Here is a 17602-nt window from a genome sequence, read left to right on the forward strand (position 1 = left end):
AGCCTAATCATTAGCTTTGGTGAAATGAAAAATACCTTCCTAAGCCTTTTCTTTTTTTTTGCATTATATAGCCTCTATGCACAAAACAGTGGCCAAGAAATGGACGTAGATGATGCATTTACAAATACGTACCAATATTTAATCAACAACCCAATACCCCTCAATACTTGCACCTTAGAAGAGCTTTCTCAAATTCCATTTCTAAGTCCGATACAAATCAATGCTTTTTTTGCTTACCGTAAAGAACAAAAATATCTTTTACATATTTTTGAGCTTCAGGTGATTCCTGAATTTGACATAGGAACTTGTCGAAAATTACAATCATTAGTTTTTGTAAATATAAATGATTCTGGAAAATTCAAAATTGCTCCTAATTTCATCTTATCACGATTTGAAACCACACTAGAAAACCCTATTGGATTTACTGAAAATGGCAAATCAAGTCATTATTTAGGTGATAAACTTAAAGAGTTCATCAAAATCAAAAATAATCAAAACCCGAAAATACATTATGGCTTAATTTTACAAAAAGATGCCGGAGAGACCCAATTGAATGACTTTACCTCTGCCTATCTTGAAATAAATCCAAAAAAAATATTTCAAAAAATAATTTTTGGGGATTACTCTATTCAATGGGGACAAGGCTTGGTACAGGCTGGTGGATTTTCATTAGGAAAAAATTATGAAAGCATTAAATCAACTCAAAAATTTCATTTAGGTGGGCTTCCCTACTCTTCAAGTTCCGAGGCTAATTTCAACCGAGGAATATACTTCCACAAAATCATTTTTGATTTTTTAGCCCTTCAAGGATTTCTCTCAAGGAAAAAATTAGATGGAAAATTATATAAAATTGGTGACCAGGAAGGCTTCAAAAGTATCGATTTAGATGGTTATCACAGAAACCTTTCAGAAATAACTAATCAATCGAGCATCGAGGAAATTAAATATGGTTTGAGTGTACAATTCCTTCAAAGCCAAAGATCATCATTTCATTTAAATTATGTAAACACAAACTATGATTTACCTAAAATTCCTTCGGGAATTGATTACAAAAAAATGGAATGGACTGGTAGGCAAATGGATTTATGGAGTATTTCAAATACATTTTATCTTAGAAATATAAGATGGAGCTCAGAAATTGCATTTCAGAGTTCCAAGGGTATTTCTTTGATCCAAGGATTTGCCCTTTCCATTTCCAAAAAACAGGATGCTAGCATACTATTTAGAAAATTTGCAAGTGGATTCTACAATCCAGATGGCAACGCTTTAGGAGAAAATACTAACAATGAAAACGAATATGGACTATTTATAGGACACCAATTTCAAATCACAAAACGAAAAAGATTGTCGAGCTATTTCGATTTTTTTTATTTTCCTAATTCAAAATACCAAGTAAGTCAAGATAAAACTTTTGGCTGGGAATTTCTCAATCGTTACCAACTTGAGAAAAAAAACACTTTTAAATTTTTTCAACAAATTAAATGGACTTTTAAGCAAGAAAATGCTTCAGATTATAAACTAACAAATAATCTCCAAAATGTTCATGATATCCAAGAAAGTGTTGATTTCCAAAGAACGATTTTAAAAAAAATTCAATTCCACAATAGAATATCCTTGCATTACTTACATAAAGATGAATTAGATTTTTTGGGATTTATGATTTTACAAGATTTAGGATATTTATGGCGTAAACTTGAATTCAAATCCAGAATTGCCTATATCCAAACCCCCAGCTACGACACGAGATTGTATGCCTTTGAACCTGGCTTACCCTATTCATTTTCCTTATTTTCTTATTTCGGAAAGTGTATTAGAAATACCATTTGCCTAGAATATCCAATCCATAAAAATTTTCAATTGTCTTTTAAAATTGCCCGAACAAGCTATTTTGATCGAGAAACTGTTGGGTCAGGAACCGACCAAATAAACCAAAATCACAAAACTGATTTGAGTTTTCAATTAGTTTACAAGCTTTAAAATTTAAATCACAAGGGTTAAAAATATTTTTTTAAATAATAAATTTGTATCATAAAACACTACTAAGATGGATATAATGATTAAAGAAATTAGGGCAGAAATTAAAGAAATGAGAGCTAATGCTGATAAAACTGAAAAAACGCTAAGAAATTTAGGGTTTAACATTGGCGATAGTACGGAAGAGATATTTTTTAGTTCATTAGAAAAAACCAAAAAATTTGCTGGGATAAAATTCAAACATATTTTAAGAAATATCCATGTTTTCAGGCCAGGGCTTCAAGATGAATTTGATATTGTCTTGGTAAACGACTCACTTAAAAAAGTAGGTCTAATCGAAATTAAACATAAAGTTTGTAAAGAAGATGTGGAGAACATGTTATACAAAAAACTTCCAAATTATAGAGCTTTACATGATTTCCATAGTTATTATGAAATTTATTTAGGACTTGCCGGGGCCTCCATCGAAGCGAAGGCAAAAAAATTAGCAGAACAAAATGGTATTGTCCTGCTAACCCCACTTGGAAAACATATAGAAAACCAAGGTAAAATATTTACTGCCTATTAATTACAAAACAGCTTTTCTAACTTTCATTAACTTCTCCAAAAGCCCTTCCAATTGATCCAATGGAAGCATATTTGCTCCATCTGATTTTGCAATGGCTGGATTCGGATGCGTTTCAATAAAAATCCCATGCGCACCAGTTGCAATAGCAGCTTTTGCGATGGTTTCTATCAAGGCAGGTTGCCCACCTGTAACACCTGTAGTCTGATTTGGTCTTTGCAAAGAATGCGTACAATCCATAATCACTGGTACATTAAATGCTGCCATTTCTGGTATATTTCTATAATCTACAACTAAGTCACCATAACCAAAGGAATTCCCTCTATCAGTCAAGTAAACGGTAGCATCTGGGTTCTCGTGCATAACTTTTTCCACTGCAAATTTCATAGAATTGCCTGACATAAATTGACCTTTCTTGATATTTACGGCTTTGCCTGTTTGAGCAGCCGCTGCTAATAAATCAGTTTGGCGACAAAGAAAGGCAGGAATTTGCAAAACATCCACATACTCAGCGGCCATAGCTGCTTCTGCACTTTCGTGAATATCTGTAACGGTAGGCAAATTAAAATGAGCACCCACTTCTTTTAAAATTTCCAAAGCAGGAATATCACCAATTCCAGTAAATGAATCTATTTTGGTACGGTTTGCTTTTCGGTATGAGCCTTTGAAAATATAAGGGATGCCCATATCCTTAGTCATTTTATTGATCTTTTCAGCAATTTCAAATGCTAAATCGCGACTTTCAATGGCACAACTACCTGCCATTAAAAAAAAGGGACCACCTGCAACAGTATCTAAATTGGGTAATTTCATCTTACATTATATTTACTTCCGTTTCTAATTGAATACCAAACATATTCCAAACGGACTTTTTTATTTCTTCTGATAACTCTACAATTTCCTTGCCTTTTGCCATACCATAATTCACTAAAACGAGAGCTTGTTTAGCATGAACTCCAGCATCTCCTTTACGGAATCCTTTCCAACCCGACTTTTCAATCAGCCAGCCTGCAGGGAATTTAACATCGGAAGAACCTTCCACCGCATAACTCGGAATTCCTGGAAAGTTTAACTTTAATTTATCTGCAAGCTCCTTTGAAACCGTAGGGTTTTTAAAAAAACTTCCAGAGTTTCCAATATCTTTTGGATCTGGTAATTTACTTTTCCTAATTTCTATAATTGCTTGAGAAACATCTTTTATTTCAGGATTAGAAATATTTTTTTGCTTTAAAACCTCCTGAATTGCACCGTAGGATGTACTTATCTCTGCTTTTTTTCGAAGCTTAAAACAAACTTTAGTAATTAAATACTGACCTTTTCCACCTCTCTTAAAATAACTCTCACGGTATCCAAATTGGCATTGAGCACCATTGAATTTTTCAATTTCTAAGGAATTAATATTTACTGCATCTAGAGATTCAAAACAATCTTTAATCTCCACGCCATAGGCTCCTATATTTTGCATAGGTGCCGCTCCTACGGTCCCCGGAATTAAAGACAAATTCTCTAATCCAGCCCAATGATTATCCACTGTAAATTGCACAAAATCGTGCCAAACAACTCCACCTCCTGCTTCTAACCAAACAAACTCATCAGATTCCTTGACTTTTTCAATTCCCAGAATCTCATTTTTAATTACTATGCCAGATACATCATGTGTCAACAACAAATTACTTCCCCCACCCAATATGAATAATCCTTTTTCAAAAAGTTTCTGATGATTTTTCTTTAAATCAATAAAATCTTGAGCACTATTAATTCGAACAAAATTATCTGCAAGAACGTCCAAACCAAATGTATTGTAAGGTTTTAATGAAATATTTTGCTGAATATCCAATCCCATTTTACATTAATTTGGTTGAAATAAATTCTTGTAATGCTGGCAATTCCGCTTGCTTTATGTTTTGATTTGTACCCTCCCAAACCTTTTTGCCATCTTTTAAAAACATAATATATTCTCCCATTCGCATCACAGAATTCATGTCATGACTAATCACAACAGTTGTAATATTAAACTCATCCGTAATTTCTTGAATCAATAAATCGATTTTTAGAGCGGTCAATGGATCCAAACCAGAATTAGGTTCATCACAAAATAAATATTTAGGATTCATCACAATGGCACGAGCAATACCTACCCTTTTTTTCATTCCGCCTGAAATCTCTGAGGGCATTTGATGGGCAGCTTTCTCCAAGCCTACGCGTTGCAAACAAATCATAGCCTGCTCATTTTTCTCAGCCAAGCTTTGATTTGTTAATATATCCAAAGGAAATCGAACATTTTCAAGAACAGTTTTTGAATCAAAAAGTGCGCCTCCCTGAAACAATACGCCCATTTCTCTCCTAATTTCTTTTACAACCTCAGAATTGGCAGTAAGCATATTGCGACCATCAAATAAAACTTCTCCTTTTTCTGGACTCAAAATACCAATCATGCATTTCAACAATACACTTTTACCAGTCCCTGATCCACCAATAACCATAGAGGTCGTACCTTGTTGAAATGTACCACTGATACCATCCAAGACCACACGTCCGTCAAATTCCTTATGGATATTGTTAATTTTTATCATAATTTCAACTTATGCCCCAACTTCTCTTTTTTGGTCTTTAAATAGTCCTCATTATGAGGATTTGCAGGGATTTCAATGGGTAAACTATCGACAATTTCAATTCCGTACCCTAACAATCCTGCACGTTTTTTCGGATTATTGGAAATCAATTTGATTTTTTTCAAACCTAAATCACGTAAAATTTGAGCCCCAACTCCATAATCTCTTTCATCGGGCAAAAATCCTAATTCCACATTTGCCTCTACCGTATCTCGACCCATTTCCTGTAGTTTATAGGCACGTAATTTATTCAAAAGGCCAATACCTCTTCCTTCCTGGAACATGTATAAAATAACCCCTTTCCCTTCTTTTTCAACCATTTCCATGGCTTTATGTAATTGTCCACCACAATCGCATCTACAACTACCAAAAATATCTCCTGTTACACAAGAACTATGCACGCGAACCATCACCGGTTCATTTTCATTCCATTCACCTTTTATTAATGCCAAATGAGTATCGCCCGTATTTTTTTGTTTAAAGGCAATCAATTCAAAATTACCCCATTGAGTAGGCATTTCAACGCCGATTTCTCTAACAATAAGAGACTCAGTCTTCAAACGATATTCAATTAGGTCCTTTATGGTAACCAATTTCAAATTATGCTCATCGGCAATTTGGCGTAAATCCGCCAATCGAGCCATTTCTCCATCGGGTTTCAACACTTCGCACAAAACGCCCGAAGGTTTTAATCCTGCCAATTTAGCAAAATCTAAAGCAGCTTCTGTGTGACCAGTTCTTCTTAAAACTCCCTCATCTTTAGCTTTCAAGGGGAAAATATGTCCGGGTCGACCTAAATCAGTGGGTAAAGTTTTAGCATCCACTAAAGATTGAATCGTTTTAGATCTATCTGAAGCAGAAATACCTGTTGTGCATCCGTGACCTAATAAATCGACAGAAACAGTAAATGGAGTTTCGTGAGAGGTAGTATTTTGCTCAACCATCATTTCTAATCCCAGTGCATTGCATCGATCCTCGGTAAGTGAAACACAAACCAATCCACGACCCACTGTCACCATAAAATTTACCATCTCGGGAGTGGTTAATTCTGAGGCACAAATAAAGTCGCCTTCATTCTCTCTATCCTCATCATCCGCCACAATAATTATCTTTCCATTTCGTATATCCTCAATCGCCTCCTCAATGGAATCTAACCTAATTTTATCCTCTTGCATAATTTTTAAACCTAAATACAAAGTTAATTAGAATTCATGCCATTTTACCTACCTTTGCAATTAAAATTCCATACATTATGACAATTTCTGTTTCTAAGCTTTCCAAAACTTATGGCGCTCAAAAAGCAGTCAACTCCATTAGTTTTGAAATAAAGGAAGGAGAAATAGTAGGATTTTTAGGACCCAATGGGGCCGGGAAATCAAGCACCTTAAAAATGCTCATTGGTTTATTACCTATTGAAGAAGGTTCTATTGAAATCAATGGTTATAAAATGCCAGAAGACCAATTAAAAATTAAAGCACAAATTGGTTTTTTAGCCGAACATAATCCGATGTACAAGGACATGTACATCCGAGAATTTCTAGAATTTGTAGGAAGCATTCGCAAAGTACCTAATTTAAAAGTTCGTATTGAAGAGGTAATTAAAATTACAGGATTGAGTTCTGAAGCTAACAAAAAGATTGCTGAACTATCTAAAGGGTACCAACAACGTGTCGGAATTGCTCATGCTATAATTCACAATCCTCCAATCCTAATTTTAGATGAACCAACCAGTGGACTTGATCCTAACCAAATGCTGGAAATCCGAAATTTAATCAAGCAATTAGGTCAACAAAAAATAATTCTATTTTCTTCCCACATCCTAAGCGAAGTAGAAGCAATTTGTGATAGAGTTTTACTTATCAACAAAGGAAATTTAGTGGCAGACACTAAAATGTCAGAAATCCAGGCTAAAAAAGGAGGATTAGCTAAATTCTTTGAGGAGAAAACAAAAAACTAGTCAAGGGAGAAGGGATCTGCATCCAAATGTGCAGGAAATTTCTCTCTAAATTCTAGTAGGTCTTTTTGAAAAATCTCAAAGGTTTCAATCGACTTTCGGTCTGCTAAATTTAATAAAGCTTCACCTTTAAAATTAATTAGCGCCGAATCACCTTGGTATTTCAACAGATTTCCATCTTCGCCTACAATATTTACGCCTGCAACATAGCTCAAATTTTCAATGGCACGTGCCTTCAATAAAGTTTTCCATGCTTCTGCTCTTGCGGCAGGCCAATTGGCAACAAAAACTGCTAAATCATATTCTTGATTTTTATTTCGAATCCATACTGGAAACCTTAAATCGTAACAAATAAATAAGGCTATTGAGAAGCCTTTATAGTTAATTATTTGTCTCTTAGTACCAGATGAATACACTTCGGGTTCTTGACCCATTCGAAACAAGTGTTTTTTATCATAGCTAGCAAAATTTCCATCAGGGAAAACGGCAAATAGCCGATTATACAACTTTCCAGATTCTTTACATTTGATACTCCCCAACACAAGTGCATCCAGACGATTTGCGATCAACTGCATCCATTGCAAACTCGGACCCTTTTGAAATTCCGAACCTACTGAATTAATAGAAAATCCGGTTGTAAACATTTCGGGCAAAATAACTACATCCGTATTTCCCTGCAAATGATTTAGCTCCTCTTCTAAATTGGCACAATTAGCCGTGGGATTTTCCCAAACCAATGAAGTTTGTACCAAGGTAATGCGCAAGGAGTTCATTTTAACCTATTTATTGATATAGGAATAATATAAACGAATCTTAGTTTTTAAGGCATTCAAAGCTACATAATTCACCTGATCACCTACAAAACCAGTTTCCGAAGTTGAAATAGCTGAAATTTCTGGAGTAATCAAAATTTCATCTGTCAATTCTCTTCCAGACAAAATATTTTGAACCAATGAGGTTATATTAAAAGTGTAATTTTTTGCAGATGAATTATAAGTTGCAGTATTAAATCCAGACGCCCCTTCTGATAAAAAATAGGATAGACCGTAGGCATTACGTATAGGTCTGTTTTTCCCTGAATTTCCTCTAATTAAAGACAATTTGGTCAAAAACAGATCACTTGGAACATCAGAAGTTGGTTCTACAATTAACTCAGCCTTATTGATAGCGATGTATTTATTTTGCCTTAATTTATCTAAATATGGTATTTTCAATTTTGTTCCCAATCCTAAACCCTTCTGAACAAATGTTTTATTTTGGGATTGACTAGCAGGAACTGATTGTCCAGGCATTTGTAAATTACTAATTAAACTTCCTGATCTATTTTTATCAAATTGATTATATTTTGCCAAAACTTCTGTTTGTGAATAGGTTGACAAAGAGAAGTGGAATGGAGCATAATACTTTGTCGTATCATTTGGATTCAAATACCTGAAATCCAATCGAGAAATCCCCGAATGAAAACTTAAAATTGCACCATTAGGAGCTGAAGAATTTTCAAAATAAAATCCTTTAAAAATCTTTCTGAAAGCAGAACCCCCGTTGCTAGTTTCAACATTTTTGGAAAAAGCCATAAACTCTTTACCCAATTCATTTTTTAAGTCAATTTCTAATGTATCCATTGAAACGGTATCACCATCTGCAATAAAACGCTTTATCGGACGAGGATAAAAAGAAATTGTTTTAATGGGTGCACTTTCAATATTCGACTTGTTGTTGCTAAAATAAGGTATTGAGCGCGAAAGCGTATCGGTCAATTTATAAATTTTCATTGTTTGCAATTTTGTTGTATCTCCTCTATAGGATGAATACACCAAACGCAATTTTAATTCAGTCAAAGTTGCATTATCCTTAGCTCTTAAGGTGTCAACATTGCTAATCTGCGTATAAAAATTTGAAGAAATTTGCCCAACATTAGCATCCTTCAAAGAACCAAATAAGAAAGCAGATGGACCACTCGTATATGTTGAGTCCAATTGTATGGTTGAAGACTGAATAGACAACGTATCTGTGTAATTCAGACCTACTTCTACACTAAATAAATCGGATCCAATTTCTTTGGCAGTATCGCAGCTACTTACAAGAAAAAATAAAACCCAAATACTATGAATTACCAGCCAATTCCTTGTACACATTTTCGAAAAATTCGACATCATTCTCGGCAATATTTTGGTGAGTTTTATCTTTAAATTCATTTACTACTTTATTTGTACGCTCTTCAGCATTTTCTAAGGAAATCACTTTATCCGCATATTCTGACCCAATTCGAATGAAAGAGTCATAATTTGCCTCCGCAAGACTTCCTAAATTTTCATCTTCTATGTCCCCCATTTTGACCATTTCAAACAAATTGTTTTTATCAAACGTAAAATCAAATGAAGAATTGTGTGGGGAGAAAATTGTTTTGGAATCTTTAAAAATTGGGTGATTTCTAAAATGGGTGGCAATATACATCGGCACAAAACTTGTCATCCAATCGTTGCAATGGATAACGTCTGGTGACCAACCTAATTTGATAACTGTTTCTAAAGCACCTTTGCAAAAGAAAATAGCGCGTTCATGATTATCGGCAAAAAACTCCCCATCCTTATCAGTTAAAGCCGATTTTCTTTGGAAATAATCTTCATTATCAATAAAATAAACTTGCAATTTTGCCGCAGGAATACTCGCAACTTTAATCGTCAAAGGCTTATCTTCCTCTCCCATTGGGATAGTGATTCCTGATAATCTAACTACTTCGTGCAATCGATTTTTTCGCTCATTAATAAGACCAAAACGAGGCACTAAAATTCGTATTTCAATCCCCTTTTCCTGCATAGCAGTTGGAAGATTCCTAACAAAATCAGCAATTTTTGAGGTATTTAAAAAAGGATCTACCTCACTTGACACATAAAGAATTCGCATAATAGCCTATTCTACTTTTAAATTTTGGGCACACTGACCCAAAAAACTCTGCAAAAATACAAAAAAATACTCAATATACCTTCATTTATTTTAGCTAAGTTCTTATTTTAGCTTTTTGAATCATTCATCTATTGAAATCTGTTTTAAAATACCTTTTCTCCACTGCCTTAGCGGCCGGACTCCTTTATTGGGCTTTTTCTTCTAGCCACTTGAGCTGGGAGGACCTCTTAAAGACATTTCAAAACGCCGACTACAATTGGGTAGCAGTTTCTCTCCTATTTTCTGTCATTGCCCATTATCTACGTGCCGTTCGATGGGGACAATTATTGGCTGTAATGAATTACAAACCCGGCAATACAAGAACACTTTCAGCAGTACTTATTGGCTATTTTGCTAATTTCTTGATTCCAAGAATGGGTGAAGTAACCCGGTGCGGATCCCTCCAAAAAACAGCTTCTATCCCTTTTGAAAAATCCTTTGGAACGGTAATTACTGAAAGAATCATTGACCTAATTTGCCTGGGACTTGCCTTACTTATTAATATTTATTTCGAATTAGAGCCTTTAAAAAATTACCTATTTCCCAACCTCCACCTACCCGGAAATACGCTATTAGTCACAGGCATAGCAAGCGCAGTGTTCGTATTCGGATTATTCTATGTTTTCAGAACACAAATTTCTGAAACCTACAATAAAATCATTCAATCTTCAAAATTGGGTGCCATTATTGCCGGCTGGGTAGATGGCATCAAATCGGTTTTTTTAGTAAAAAATCCAATCTTATTTATCTTTTATAGTCTTGGAATTTGGATATGTTACTATTTAAATGCCTATGTTTTATTATTAGCATTTCCGGAGTCAGCAAATTTGGGACTTGGTGCCGCTATCACAATTTTAGTCATGGGGTCCTTCGGAATGGCCATGCCAACGCAAGGCGGCATAGGCGCATACCATAGCCTTGTCGGGTCCACGTTAATCTACTATGAAATTGCACAATCCAATTCTGCTGCACTTGCAACTTTTTTCCACGGAACTCAAATGGTTTCTATTTTGTTACTTGGAGGTATTAGTTTTATCATAACTTTATTTTTACCAAAAATTGATTCCCTTGAAAAATTGCAGTGATAAAATTGTAAGTTTGAAAGAAGCCCAAAAAATTAGGGCTGATTGGAAAAACAAAAACGAAAAAGTTGTTTTTACCAATGGTTGCTTCGATATCCTACACCTCGGCCATGTTGATTACCTTGAAAAAGCAAAAAACACAGGAAATCGAATGATTGTAGGATTAAATACCGACAAGTCTGTAAAAAAATTAAAAGGCCCGGAAAGACCTATTAATAACGAATATGCTCGTGCCCGACTTTTAGCAGCCCTCGCCTTCGTTGATGCCGTGGTTTTGTTTGAAGAAGATACTCCACTTCAATTAATTACTCAACTTCAACCAGATATTCTAGTAAAAGGAAATGATTATTCAGTAGAAACTATCGTTGGCGCAAAAGAAGTTATCGCAAACGGCGGTCAAGTAAAAACAATTGAACTAGTACCAGATTATTCAACAACTAAAATTTTGGAGAGACTAGAGACGAGAGACTAGCATAATTCATAATTAACAATTTACAATTAACAATTTACAATTAACAATTAACAATTAATATGAGCGGCTTATATCTATTAACACTTTTATTCGGGGTAATCGGAATGATGATTTCCTGGCGATTAAAATCAAAATTTCAAAACTATTCGCAGGTTCCATTGCGCTCAAATTTGTCGGGTCAAGAAATTGCCGAACAAATGTTACGCGACCACGGGATTTACGATGTTCAGGTAATTTCAGTAGAAGGACGTTTGACTGACCACTACGATCCAAGCAAAAAAACGGTCAATCTTAGTCATGATGTTTATTATGGCAGAAATGCAGCCGCGGCTGCCGTTGCTGCCCACGAATGCGGACACGCAGTTCAACACGCGCGGGCGTATGCTTTTTTACAATTTAGAAGTGCCATGGTACCTGCTTTAAGTGTTGCTAATGGCTTCATGCCCATTTTATTAATGATTGGCATGATGATTCTTTATTCTACAGGAAGTGGAACCATTTTAGCCATAGGAGTTGCCCTTTTTGCAATTGCCACTTTGTTCAGTTTTGTTACCTTACCTGTAGAATTTGATGCTTCAAACAGGGCATTAAAATGGATTAAAGAACAAGGAATTGTTAATTCTGAGGAATACGTGATGTCTAAAGATGCCCTATGGTGGGCAGCTATGACCTACGTTGCCGCTGCACTAGGAATGCTTGCTCAACTTTTATATTATTTGAATTTGTTGGGCGGTAGAAGAAACGATTAGAATTATGAGTTATGAGTTATGAGTTATGAATTTTTAACAACCCATAACTCATAACTCATAACTCATAATTTCAATTTACTTCTCTTGTATCCGTAGGCAAAATAAATAACCACACCAACCAAACACCAATAAATAAATCGCTCCCAGTTAGCCGACCCCATTTGGGTCATTAAATAAAGGTTAACTAATAACCCCAAAACAGGAATTAAAGAAAGATTTTTGGTGTAACTAAAAAATGCAAGCACAAACCAAGCCACAAAAAACAAAGACATTATCCAGCTATCTGCTTTTGCATTTCCAGTAAAATGTACATTAAACCAATCGCCAATAGATTCAGGATAAAAAAGGTACATTGCTACTAGCAAACTACCTCCCACTACATACTTTGCATTAATATACGGTATTTTGAATTTGGATTTTTTCTGATTTTCTGGATTCAAATCTAAAATAAGCACACCTCCGCAAACCAATACAAAAGCGAACAAGGTACCAATTGAGCTTAAATTAATTACCTCTTCTAAATTGGCAAAAAGAGCAGGTAGGCCTACTAAGACTCCTGTCATAATTGTTGAAAAAGAAGGCGTTCTGTATTTTGGATGAATTTTTGAGAAAGCCTTGGGTAATAAACCATCTCTCGACATCGTCATCCATATTCTTGGTTGCCCCAATTGATACACCAATAAAGCACTTGTCAAAGCAATAACTGCACTTGCTGCCACAACCCCTGCTACTCCGTGCAATCCAACAATGGTAAACATATAGGCCAATGGATCTTCTATGCCGGCTAAACCTGCAGAGGGGACAATCCCCGTTAAAACCAAGGTTACTAAAACATATAATATGGTACAAATACCCAAAGCCCACATCATGGCTCGAGGAATATCTCTTTGTGGATTTTTACACTCCTCTGCAGTAGTTGATATTGAATCAAATCCGATATAGGCAAAACAAACAGCAGCTACACTTTTCAAAACACCAGCTATACCGTTGGGAGCAAAAGGACTCCAATTTTCAACTTTTACGTAAAAAGCCCCTATACCAACCACTAGGGCAATCACGAGTAACTTCATCACCACCAAAGCATTGTTCATATTCTTACTTTCTTTGATGCCTATATAAACCAAATAAGTGATACAAATTGTTATAAATAAAGCTGGTAAATTGGCAACAAAATGCCAACCTAAAAACACAGGAGCCTCTAAATAGGCGGTATATCCTTCGCGAAGATTCACAGACAATTCCGACAATTGTTTTCCTGAATTTATCAAAGGCTGCACCTCTGTAAAGGCTCTTTTGGCAGAAAGAAAATCCATGGTAAGGTATTCAGGAATGTGTAATCCAAGTCCTTCACACAGATCTACAAAATATTTCGACCAAGAAATTGCTACTGCAACATTGGAAATGGCATACTCTAACAACAAATTCCAGCCCAAAATCCATGCAATTATTTCTCCTAAAGAAGTATATGCATACGTATAAGCACTTCCCGAAATAGGAACTGTTGCAGCAAAACGAGCATAACAAAAGGCCGTAAACAAACAGGCCACTGCTGTAAAAACAAACAAAAGGGATACGGCAGGACCACCATTTGCAGAAGCTTGACCAATAGCAGAAAATATACTTGCACCAATAATTGCGGCTACTCCTAAAAAGGTTAAATCTCGTACACCCAAATTGCGCACCATAGATGCCCCTTCCAAGGCTTCCATTTCCTGCTGGTCAGAAATTATTTTTTCAATAGATTTTTTTCGGAATAGACCTGATGCCATATAGTTTGATGAAAAATGAATTGACAAAAATACATTTTTAATTAAAATTCTAATTGAATGCTTTTCTTTAACTTTGTACAATTTTAAAATTATGCAGATAGCCATCGTCATTTTGAACTTTAACGGTCGAAATTTTTTAGAAAAATTTTTACCCAAGGTTATACAAAATTCAAAAGGTGCTTCTATTATAGTTGCAGATAATGCTTCAACCGATGATTCTGTTTCCTTTTTAGAAAAAAAATTTCCAGAAATTCAATTATTGAAATTACCCTTCAATAGAGGTTATGCTGGTGGCTACAACGAAGCATTGAAAATGGTTAATGCTGATTGGTATATTTTAATGAATTCCGACATTGAACCTTTACCTAATTGGCTAGATAACTTAACAACATATCTTCAAAAAAACCCTTCTGTAAAGGCCGCTCAGCCCTTTATTTTACAAGAAATAAATCCTTCAAAATTTGAATATGCAGGTGCCGCTGGAGGTTATTTGGACTATTTAGGATATCCTTTTTGCAGGGGACGTTTATTCGATATCTGTGAAAATCAGCAGGAGCAATACCAAAGTATCAATGATCTACATTGGGCTTCAGGTGCTTGTTTGGCAATTGAACGAGAAATTTTTTGGAAAGCCGGTGGATTTGACGAATACCTATTTGCCCATCAAGAGGAAATTGACTTATGTTGCCGAATCAGAAAATTAGGGCATCATATTGCCGCCGTAGCCAACAGCCAGGTTTTACATGTTGGTGGCGGAACCCTACAGGCTGAAAATCCACAAAAAACCTATTTAAACTTCCGAAACAATTTAATCCTATTATATAAAAATTTTAATGGACCCAATCAATTTATATTGATTTTCCTGCGACTAATTTTAGACGGCTTAGCTGGAATTAAATTCTTGTTAAATAAAAAAAGTGCACATTGTTGGGCAATTTTACAAGCTCATTTTGGCTTTTACAAGTATCTACTTACAGTAAAAGAAAAGCACATAATTTATCCAAGTAGGAAAATAGAATTTTATCCCAAATCAATTATTTGGCAATTTTTTGTCAAAAAAATCAAGAAATATTCTGATTTACCCTAAATATCCCAAACGGAAGGATGATTTCTTTCGCGTAAATACCTGCGAATGTTCATCCAGAAAGCTAAAACCAAATAAATAATTATAGGGGAACCCATGGTTAGAAAGGATGTATAAATAAAATACAATCGAATACTGTTTGTATTTATTTTAAATTTTTCTCCTAAATGTGAACAAACTCCAAAGGCCTGAGACTCAACGTAGTATTTAAGTTTTTCCATTTTGGTTCAATTTTCTACAAAAATAACTTATATTTTTTGAAAAAAAACTACAAAAAAAATTGTATTGGGTATTTTTTTTGATACATTTGACTTTTATTACTAAAATTATTTTATGCAAACTGGCAAAGTAAAATTTTTCAATGAAACCAAAGGATTTGGTTTTATCGTTGACGACCAAACTGGTGAGGACATTTTCGTTCACGTAACTGGCTTAGGTGGTGTTACTATTCGCGAAAACGATTCAGTTTCTTTCGAGGTTATCGATGGAAAGCGTGGTGCGAATGCAACAAACGTGAAGAAGATCTAATTTTCTTCCCAATTTTTGATAAGAGTTTTCATTCCTGAATATAACAGTACAATTGATCTCTATCAAAGAGAAAAGATAAAGGCTACCAAACGGTAGCCTTTATTTTTAACCATGTATCCAAGCCTGAACTTCTTCTTTTAAAGGCATAGGCTCATCAATTTTCATTTTCTTTCGCAAGCCCCCTAAATCATTGAATACCTTATTAGGATTTGCCTCTTTTAATTGCTCAATGGTTAAAATACCCATTTTTTGCAAGGCAGGAATCCATATTGCATCAACCCCGGCATCTACAAAATCCTGTTCAGAATCTACTTCTTTAATTACCTCCGGACGCATTTGAGGGAAGAATAATACCTCCTGAATTGAAGATTGATTAGTCATCAACATCGTTAAACGATCAATTCCAATTCCAATTCCTGAGGTTGGTGGCATTGCATATTCCAAAGAACGAATAAAATCATGATCCATTGCCATGGCCTCATCATCCCCTCGTTCAGCCAAACGCAATTGATCTTCAAATCGCTCTTTTTGATCTATTGGGTCATTTAACTCTGAATAAGCATTTGCAATTTCTTTACCATTTACAAATAATTCAAAACGCTCTACCAAACCTTCTTTACTTCTATGCTTCTTTGTCAATGGCGACATTTCCACAGGATAATCGGTAATAAACGTAGGCTGAATCAAATTTGCTTCTACTTTTTCACCAAATAATTCGTCTATTAATTTGCCTTTTCCCATCCCTTCATCAACTTCCATACCAAATTCAATACATTTAGCACGAAGTTCATCTTCCGAAAGTGCATCAACATCAACTCCTGAATATTGCTTAATTGCTTCTGAAATACTTAAACGAGGATAAGGACCAGCAAATTCAATTGTATTTTCACCTACCTGAACTGCTGTTTTACTGTGTAAAGCTTCTGCAACCGTCTGGAAAATCAATTCTGTTAAATTCATCATCCAGTTGTAATCTTTGTAAGCAACATAAAATTCCAAAGATGTAAATTCCGGATTATGGGTTCTATCCATTCCTTCATTTCTAAACATCTTACCGAACTCATACACCCCATCAAATCCACCAACAATTAATCTTTTTAGATACAATTCATTTGCTATACGCAAATAAAGCGGCATATCGAGGGTATTGTGATGCGTTTTAAAAGGTCTTGCTGAAGCACCACCATGAATTGCCTGCAAAACAGGAGTTTCTACTTCTAACCATCCCCTATCATCAAACATGCGTCGCATCGTTGAAATGATCTTTGCACGCTTGATAAAAATATCTTTAACTTGACTATTAACGATTAAATCGACATAACGCTGACGGTAACGCATTTCTGGATCAGAAAATGCATCAAAGGTCTGACCATCTGCTTCCTTTACAATTGGAAGAGGCTTTAAAGCTTTTGATAAAACAGTAAATTCACGCACATGGACAGAAATCTCCCCCATTTGTGTCGTGAAAACATATCCTTTAACTCCGATGATATCGCCGATGTCCAACAACTTTTTAAATACTGTATTGTACAAAGTTTTATCTTCGCCCGGACATAGGTCATCTCTTCTAAAATATAACTGAATACGACCAGCGGCATCTTGCAATTCGGCAAAAGAAGCATTTCCCATGATTCGGAAACTCATCAATCGACCTGCTAAACAAACTTCTTGAAAATTGTTTTTTTCAGCGGAATATTCATCTATTATTTGTTTCGACAAAGTATCAACTGGAAATTCTGCAGCTGGATAGGGGTCAATGCCCAAGGCCATGAGGTCTAATCTTTTTTGTCTTCGAAGTTGCTCTTGCTCACTTAAAATCATAGGATGAATTTTTTATCAAGCTGCAAAATTAGCCAATTTAAGCGGCATT

The 17602-nt window shown here is 35.2% G+C and carries 18 protein-coding genes; 8 read left to right on the top strand and 10 right to left on the bottom strand.

Annotation, left to right across the window (positions count from 1 at the left end; translation table 11 throughout):
• Positions 1-24: 24 nt before the first annotated feature.
• On the top strand, positions 25-1977 hold the full coding sequence (locus EOJ36_RS07295; RefSeq protein ID WP_127803869.1) for a helix-hairpin-helix domain-containing protein: 1953 nt from the start codon (positions 25-27) through the stop codon (positions 1975-1977).
• Positions 1978-2053: 76 nt separating this feature from the next.
• Positions 2054-2542: a hypothetical protein gene (locus EOJ36_RS07300; protein WP_127803871.1), complete on the top strand. Its 489-nt coding sequence runs from the start codon at positions 2054-2056 to the stop codon at positions 2540-2542.
• Here the strand turns inward: EOJ36_RS07300 and kdsA are convergent, their stop codons facing one another.
• From kdsA to EOJ36_RS07320, 4 genes are read right to left on the bottom strand one after another with little or no spacing between them, the layout of a single operon-like run.
• Positions 2543-3352, bottom strand: a complete 810-nt coding sequence (gene kdsA / locus EOJ36_RS07305) for a 3-deoxy-8-phosphooctulonate synthase (protein ID WP_127803873.1) — start codon at positions 3350-3352, stop codon at positions 2543-2545.
• Between the two features lies 1 nt (position 3353).
• Positions 3354-4382, bottom strand: coding sequence for a UDP-N-acetylmuramate dehydrogenase (murB, locus tag EOJ36_RS07310; protein ID WP_127803875.1), 1029 nt, complete (start codon positions 4380-4382; stop codon positions 3354-3356).
• 1 nt (position 4383) lies between these two features.
• Positions 4384-5112, bottom strand: a complete 729-nt coding sequence (locus tag EOJ36_RS07315) for an ABC transporter ATP-binding protein (protein ID WP_127803877.1) — start codon at positions 5110-5112, stop codon at positions 4384-4386.
• The gene (locus EOJ36_RS07320; RefSeq protein WP_127803879.1) at positions 5109-6326 is read right to left on the bottom strand and encodes a bifunctional 3,4-dihydroxy-2-butanone-4-phosphate synthase/GTP cyclohydrolase II; all 1218 of its coding nucleotides are present in this window, start codon (positions 6324-6326) and stop codon (positions 5109-5111) included. The genes EOJ36_RS07315 and EOJ36_RS07320 overlap by 4 nt, the downstream gene beginning before the upstream one ends.
• Before the next feature lie 77 nt (positions 6327-6403).
• On the opposite strand from EOJ36_RS07320, the gene EOJ36_RS07325 reads away from it, so the two are divergent.
• Positions 6404-7108: an ABC transporter ATP-binding protein gene (locus EOJ36_RS07325; protein ID WP_127803881.1), complete on the top strand. Its 705-nt coding sequence runs from the start codon at positions 6404-6406 to the stop codon at positions 7106-7108.
• On the opposite strand, the gene EOJ36_RS07330 is transcribed toward EOJ36_RS07325, so the two are convergent.
• From EOJ36_RS07330 to EOJ36_RS07340, 3 genes are read right to left on the bottom strand one after another with little or no spacing between them, the layout of a single operon-like run.
• The gene (locus EOJ36_RS07330) at positions 7105-7878 is read right to left on the bottom strand and encodes an amidohydrolase (RefSeq protein WP_127803883.1); all 774 of its coding nucleotides are present in this window, start codon (positions 7876-7878) and stop codon (positions 7105-7107) included. The two genes, EOJ36_RS07325 and EOJ36_RS07330, sit on opposite strands and share 4 nt — an antisense overlap.
• Before the next feature lie 6 nt (positions 7879-7884).
• Positions 7885-9240, bottom strand: coding sequence for a DUF4270 family protein (locus EOJ36_RS07335; protein ID WP_164847866.1), 1356 nt, complete (start codon positions 9238-9240; stop codon positions 7885-7887).
• Complete coding sequence (locus EOJ36_RS07340; RefSeq protein ID WP_127803887.1) at positions 9209-10009, bottom strand: glycogen/starch synthase; 801 nt, start codon at positions 10007-10009, stop codon at positions 9209-9211. The genes EOJ36_RS07335 and EOJ36_RS07340 overlap by 32 nt, the downstream gene beginning before the upstream one ends.
• A 131-nt stretch (positions 10010-10140) precedes the next feature.
• On the opposite strand from EOJ36_RS07340, the gene EOJ36_RS07345 reads away from it, so the two are divergent.
• Genes EOJ36_RS07345 through EOJ36_RS07355 form a run of 3 tightly spaced genes read left to right on the top strand, consistent with a single transcriptional unit; the run spans position 10141 to position 12351 of the window.
• Positions 10141-11133: a lysylphosphatidylglycerol synthase transmembrane domain-containing protein gene (locus EOJ36_RS07345; RefSeq protein ID WP_164847867.1), complete on the top strand. Its 993-nt coding sequence runs from the start codon at positions 10141-10143 to the stop codon at positions 11131-11133.
• Positions 11117-11602, top strand: coding sequence for a D-glycero-beta-D-manno-heptose 1-phosphate adenylyltransferase (rfaE2, locus tag EOJ36_RS07350; protein ID WP_127803891.1), 486 nt, complete (start codon positions 11117-11119; stop codon positions 11600-11602). Before EOJ36_RS07345 ends, rfaE2 begins: the two co-directional genes overlap by 17 nt.
• Positions 11603-11661: 59 nt before the next feature.
• Positions 11662-12351: a zinc metallopeptidase gene (locus EOJ36_RS07355; RefSeq protein ID WP_127803893.1), complete on the top strand. Its 690-nt coding sequence runs from the start codon at positions 11662-11664 to the stop codon at positions 12349-12351.
• A 62-nt stretch (positions 12352-12413) separates the two neighbouring features.
• On the opposite strand, the gene EOJ36_RS07360 is transcribed toward EOJ36_RS07355, so the two are convergent.
• Entirely contained in the window at positions 12414-14120 is a 1707-nt protein-coding gene (locus EOJ36_RS07360) for an amino acid permease (RefSeq protein WP_127803895.1), read from the bottom strand.
• Positions 14121-14211: 91 nt separating this feature from the next.
• Between EOJ36_RS07360 and EOJ36_RS07365 the strand changes: the two genes are divergently transcribed.
• Positions 14212-15207 carry a glycosyltransferase family 2 protein gene (locus EOJ36_RS07365; RefSeq protein WP_127803897.1) on the top strand — a complete coding sequence of 332 codons (996 nt, stop codon included), beginning with the start codon at positions 14212-14214 and terminating at the stop codon, positions 15205-15207.
• Here EOJ36_RS07365 and EOJ36_RS07370 read toward each other — a convergent pair.
• Positions 15204-15425, bottom strand: a complete 222-nt coding sequence (locus EOJ36_RS07370) for a PspC domain-containing protein (protein ID WP_127803899.1) — start codon at positions 15423-15425, stop codon at positions 15204-15206. The two genes, EOJ36_RS07365 and EOJ36_RS07370, sit on opposite strands and share 4 nt — an antisense overlap.
• A gap of 112 nt (positions 15426-15537) precedes the next feature.
• Here EOJ36_RS07370 and EOJ36_RS07375 point away from each other — a divergent pair, with 112 nt between their 5' ends.
• Entirely contained in the window at positions 15538-15732 is a 195-nt protein-coding gene (locus EOJ36_RS07375) for a cold-shock protein (protein ID WP_127803901.1), read from the top strand.
• Positions 15733-15837: 105 nt separating this feature from the next.
• Here the strand turns inward: EOJ36_RS07375 and lysS are convergent, their stop codons facing one another.
• Positions 15838-17553 (bottom strand): lysine--tRNA ligase, encoded by a 1716-nt coding sequence (gene lysS, locus EOJ36_RS07380; RefSeq protein ID WP_127803903.1) that lies wholly within the window; start codon positions 17551-17553, stop codon positions 15838-15840.
• Between the last annotated feature and the right edge of the window lie 49 nt (positions 17554-17602).

The sequence above is a fragment of the Sandaracinomonas limnophila genome (assembly GCF_004005965.1).
Taxonomy (GTDB): domain Bacteria; phylum Bacteroidota; class Bacteroidia; order Cytophagales; family Spirosomataceae; genus Sandaracinomonas; species Sandaracinomonas limnophila.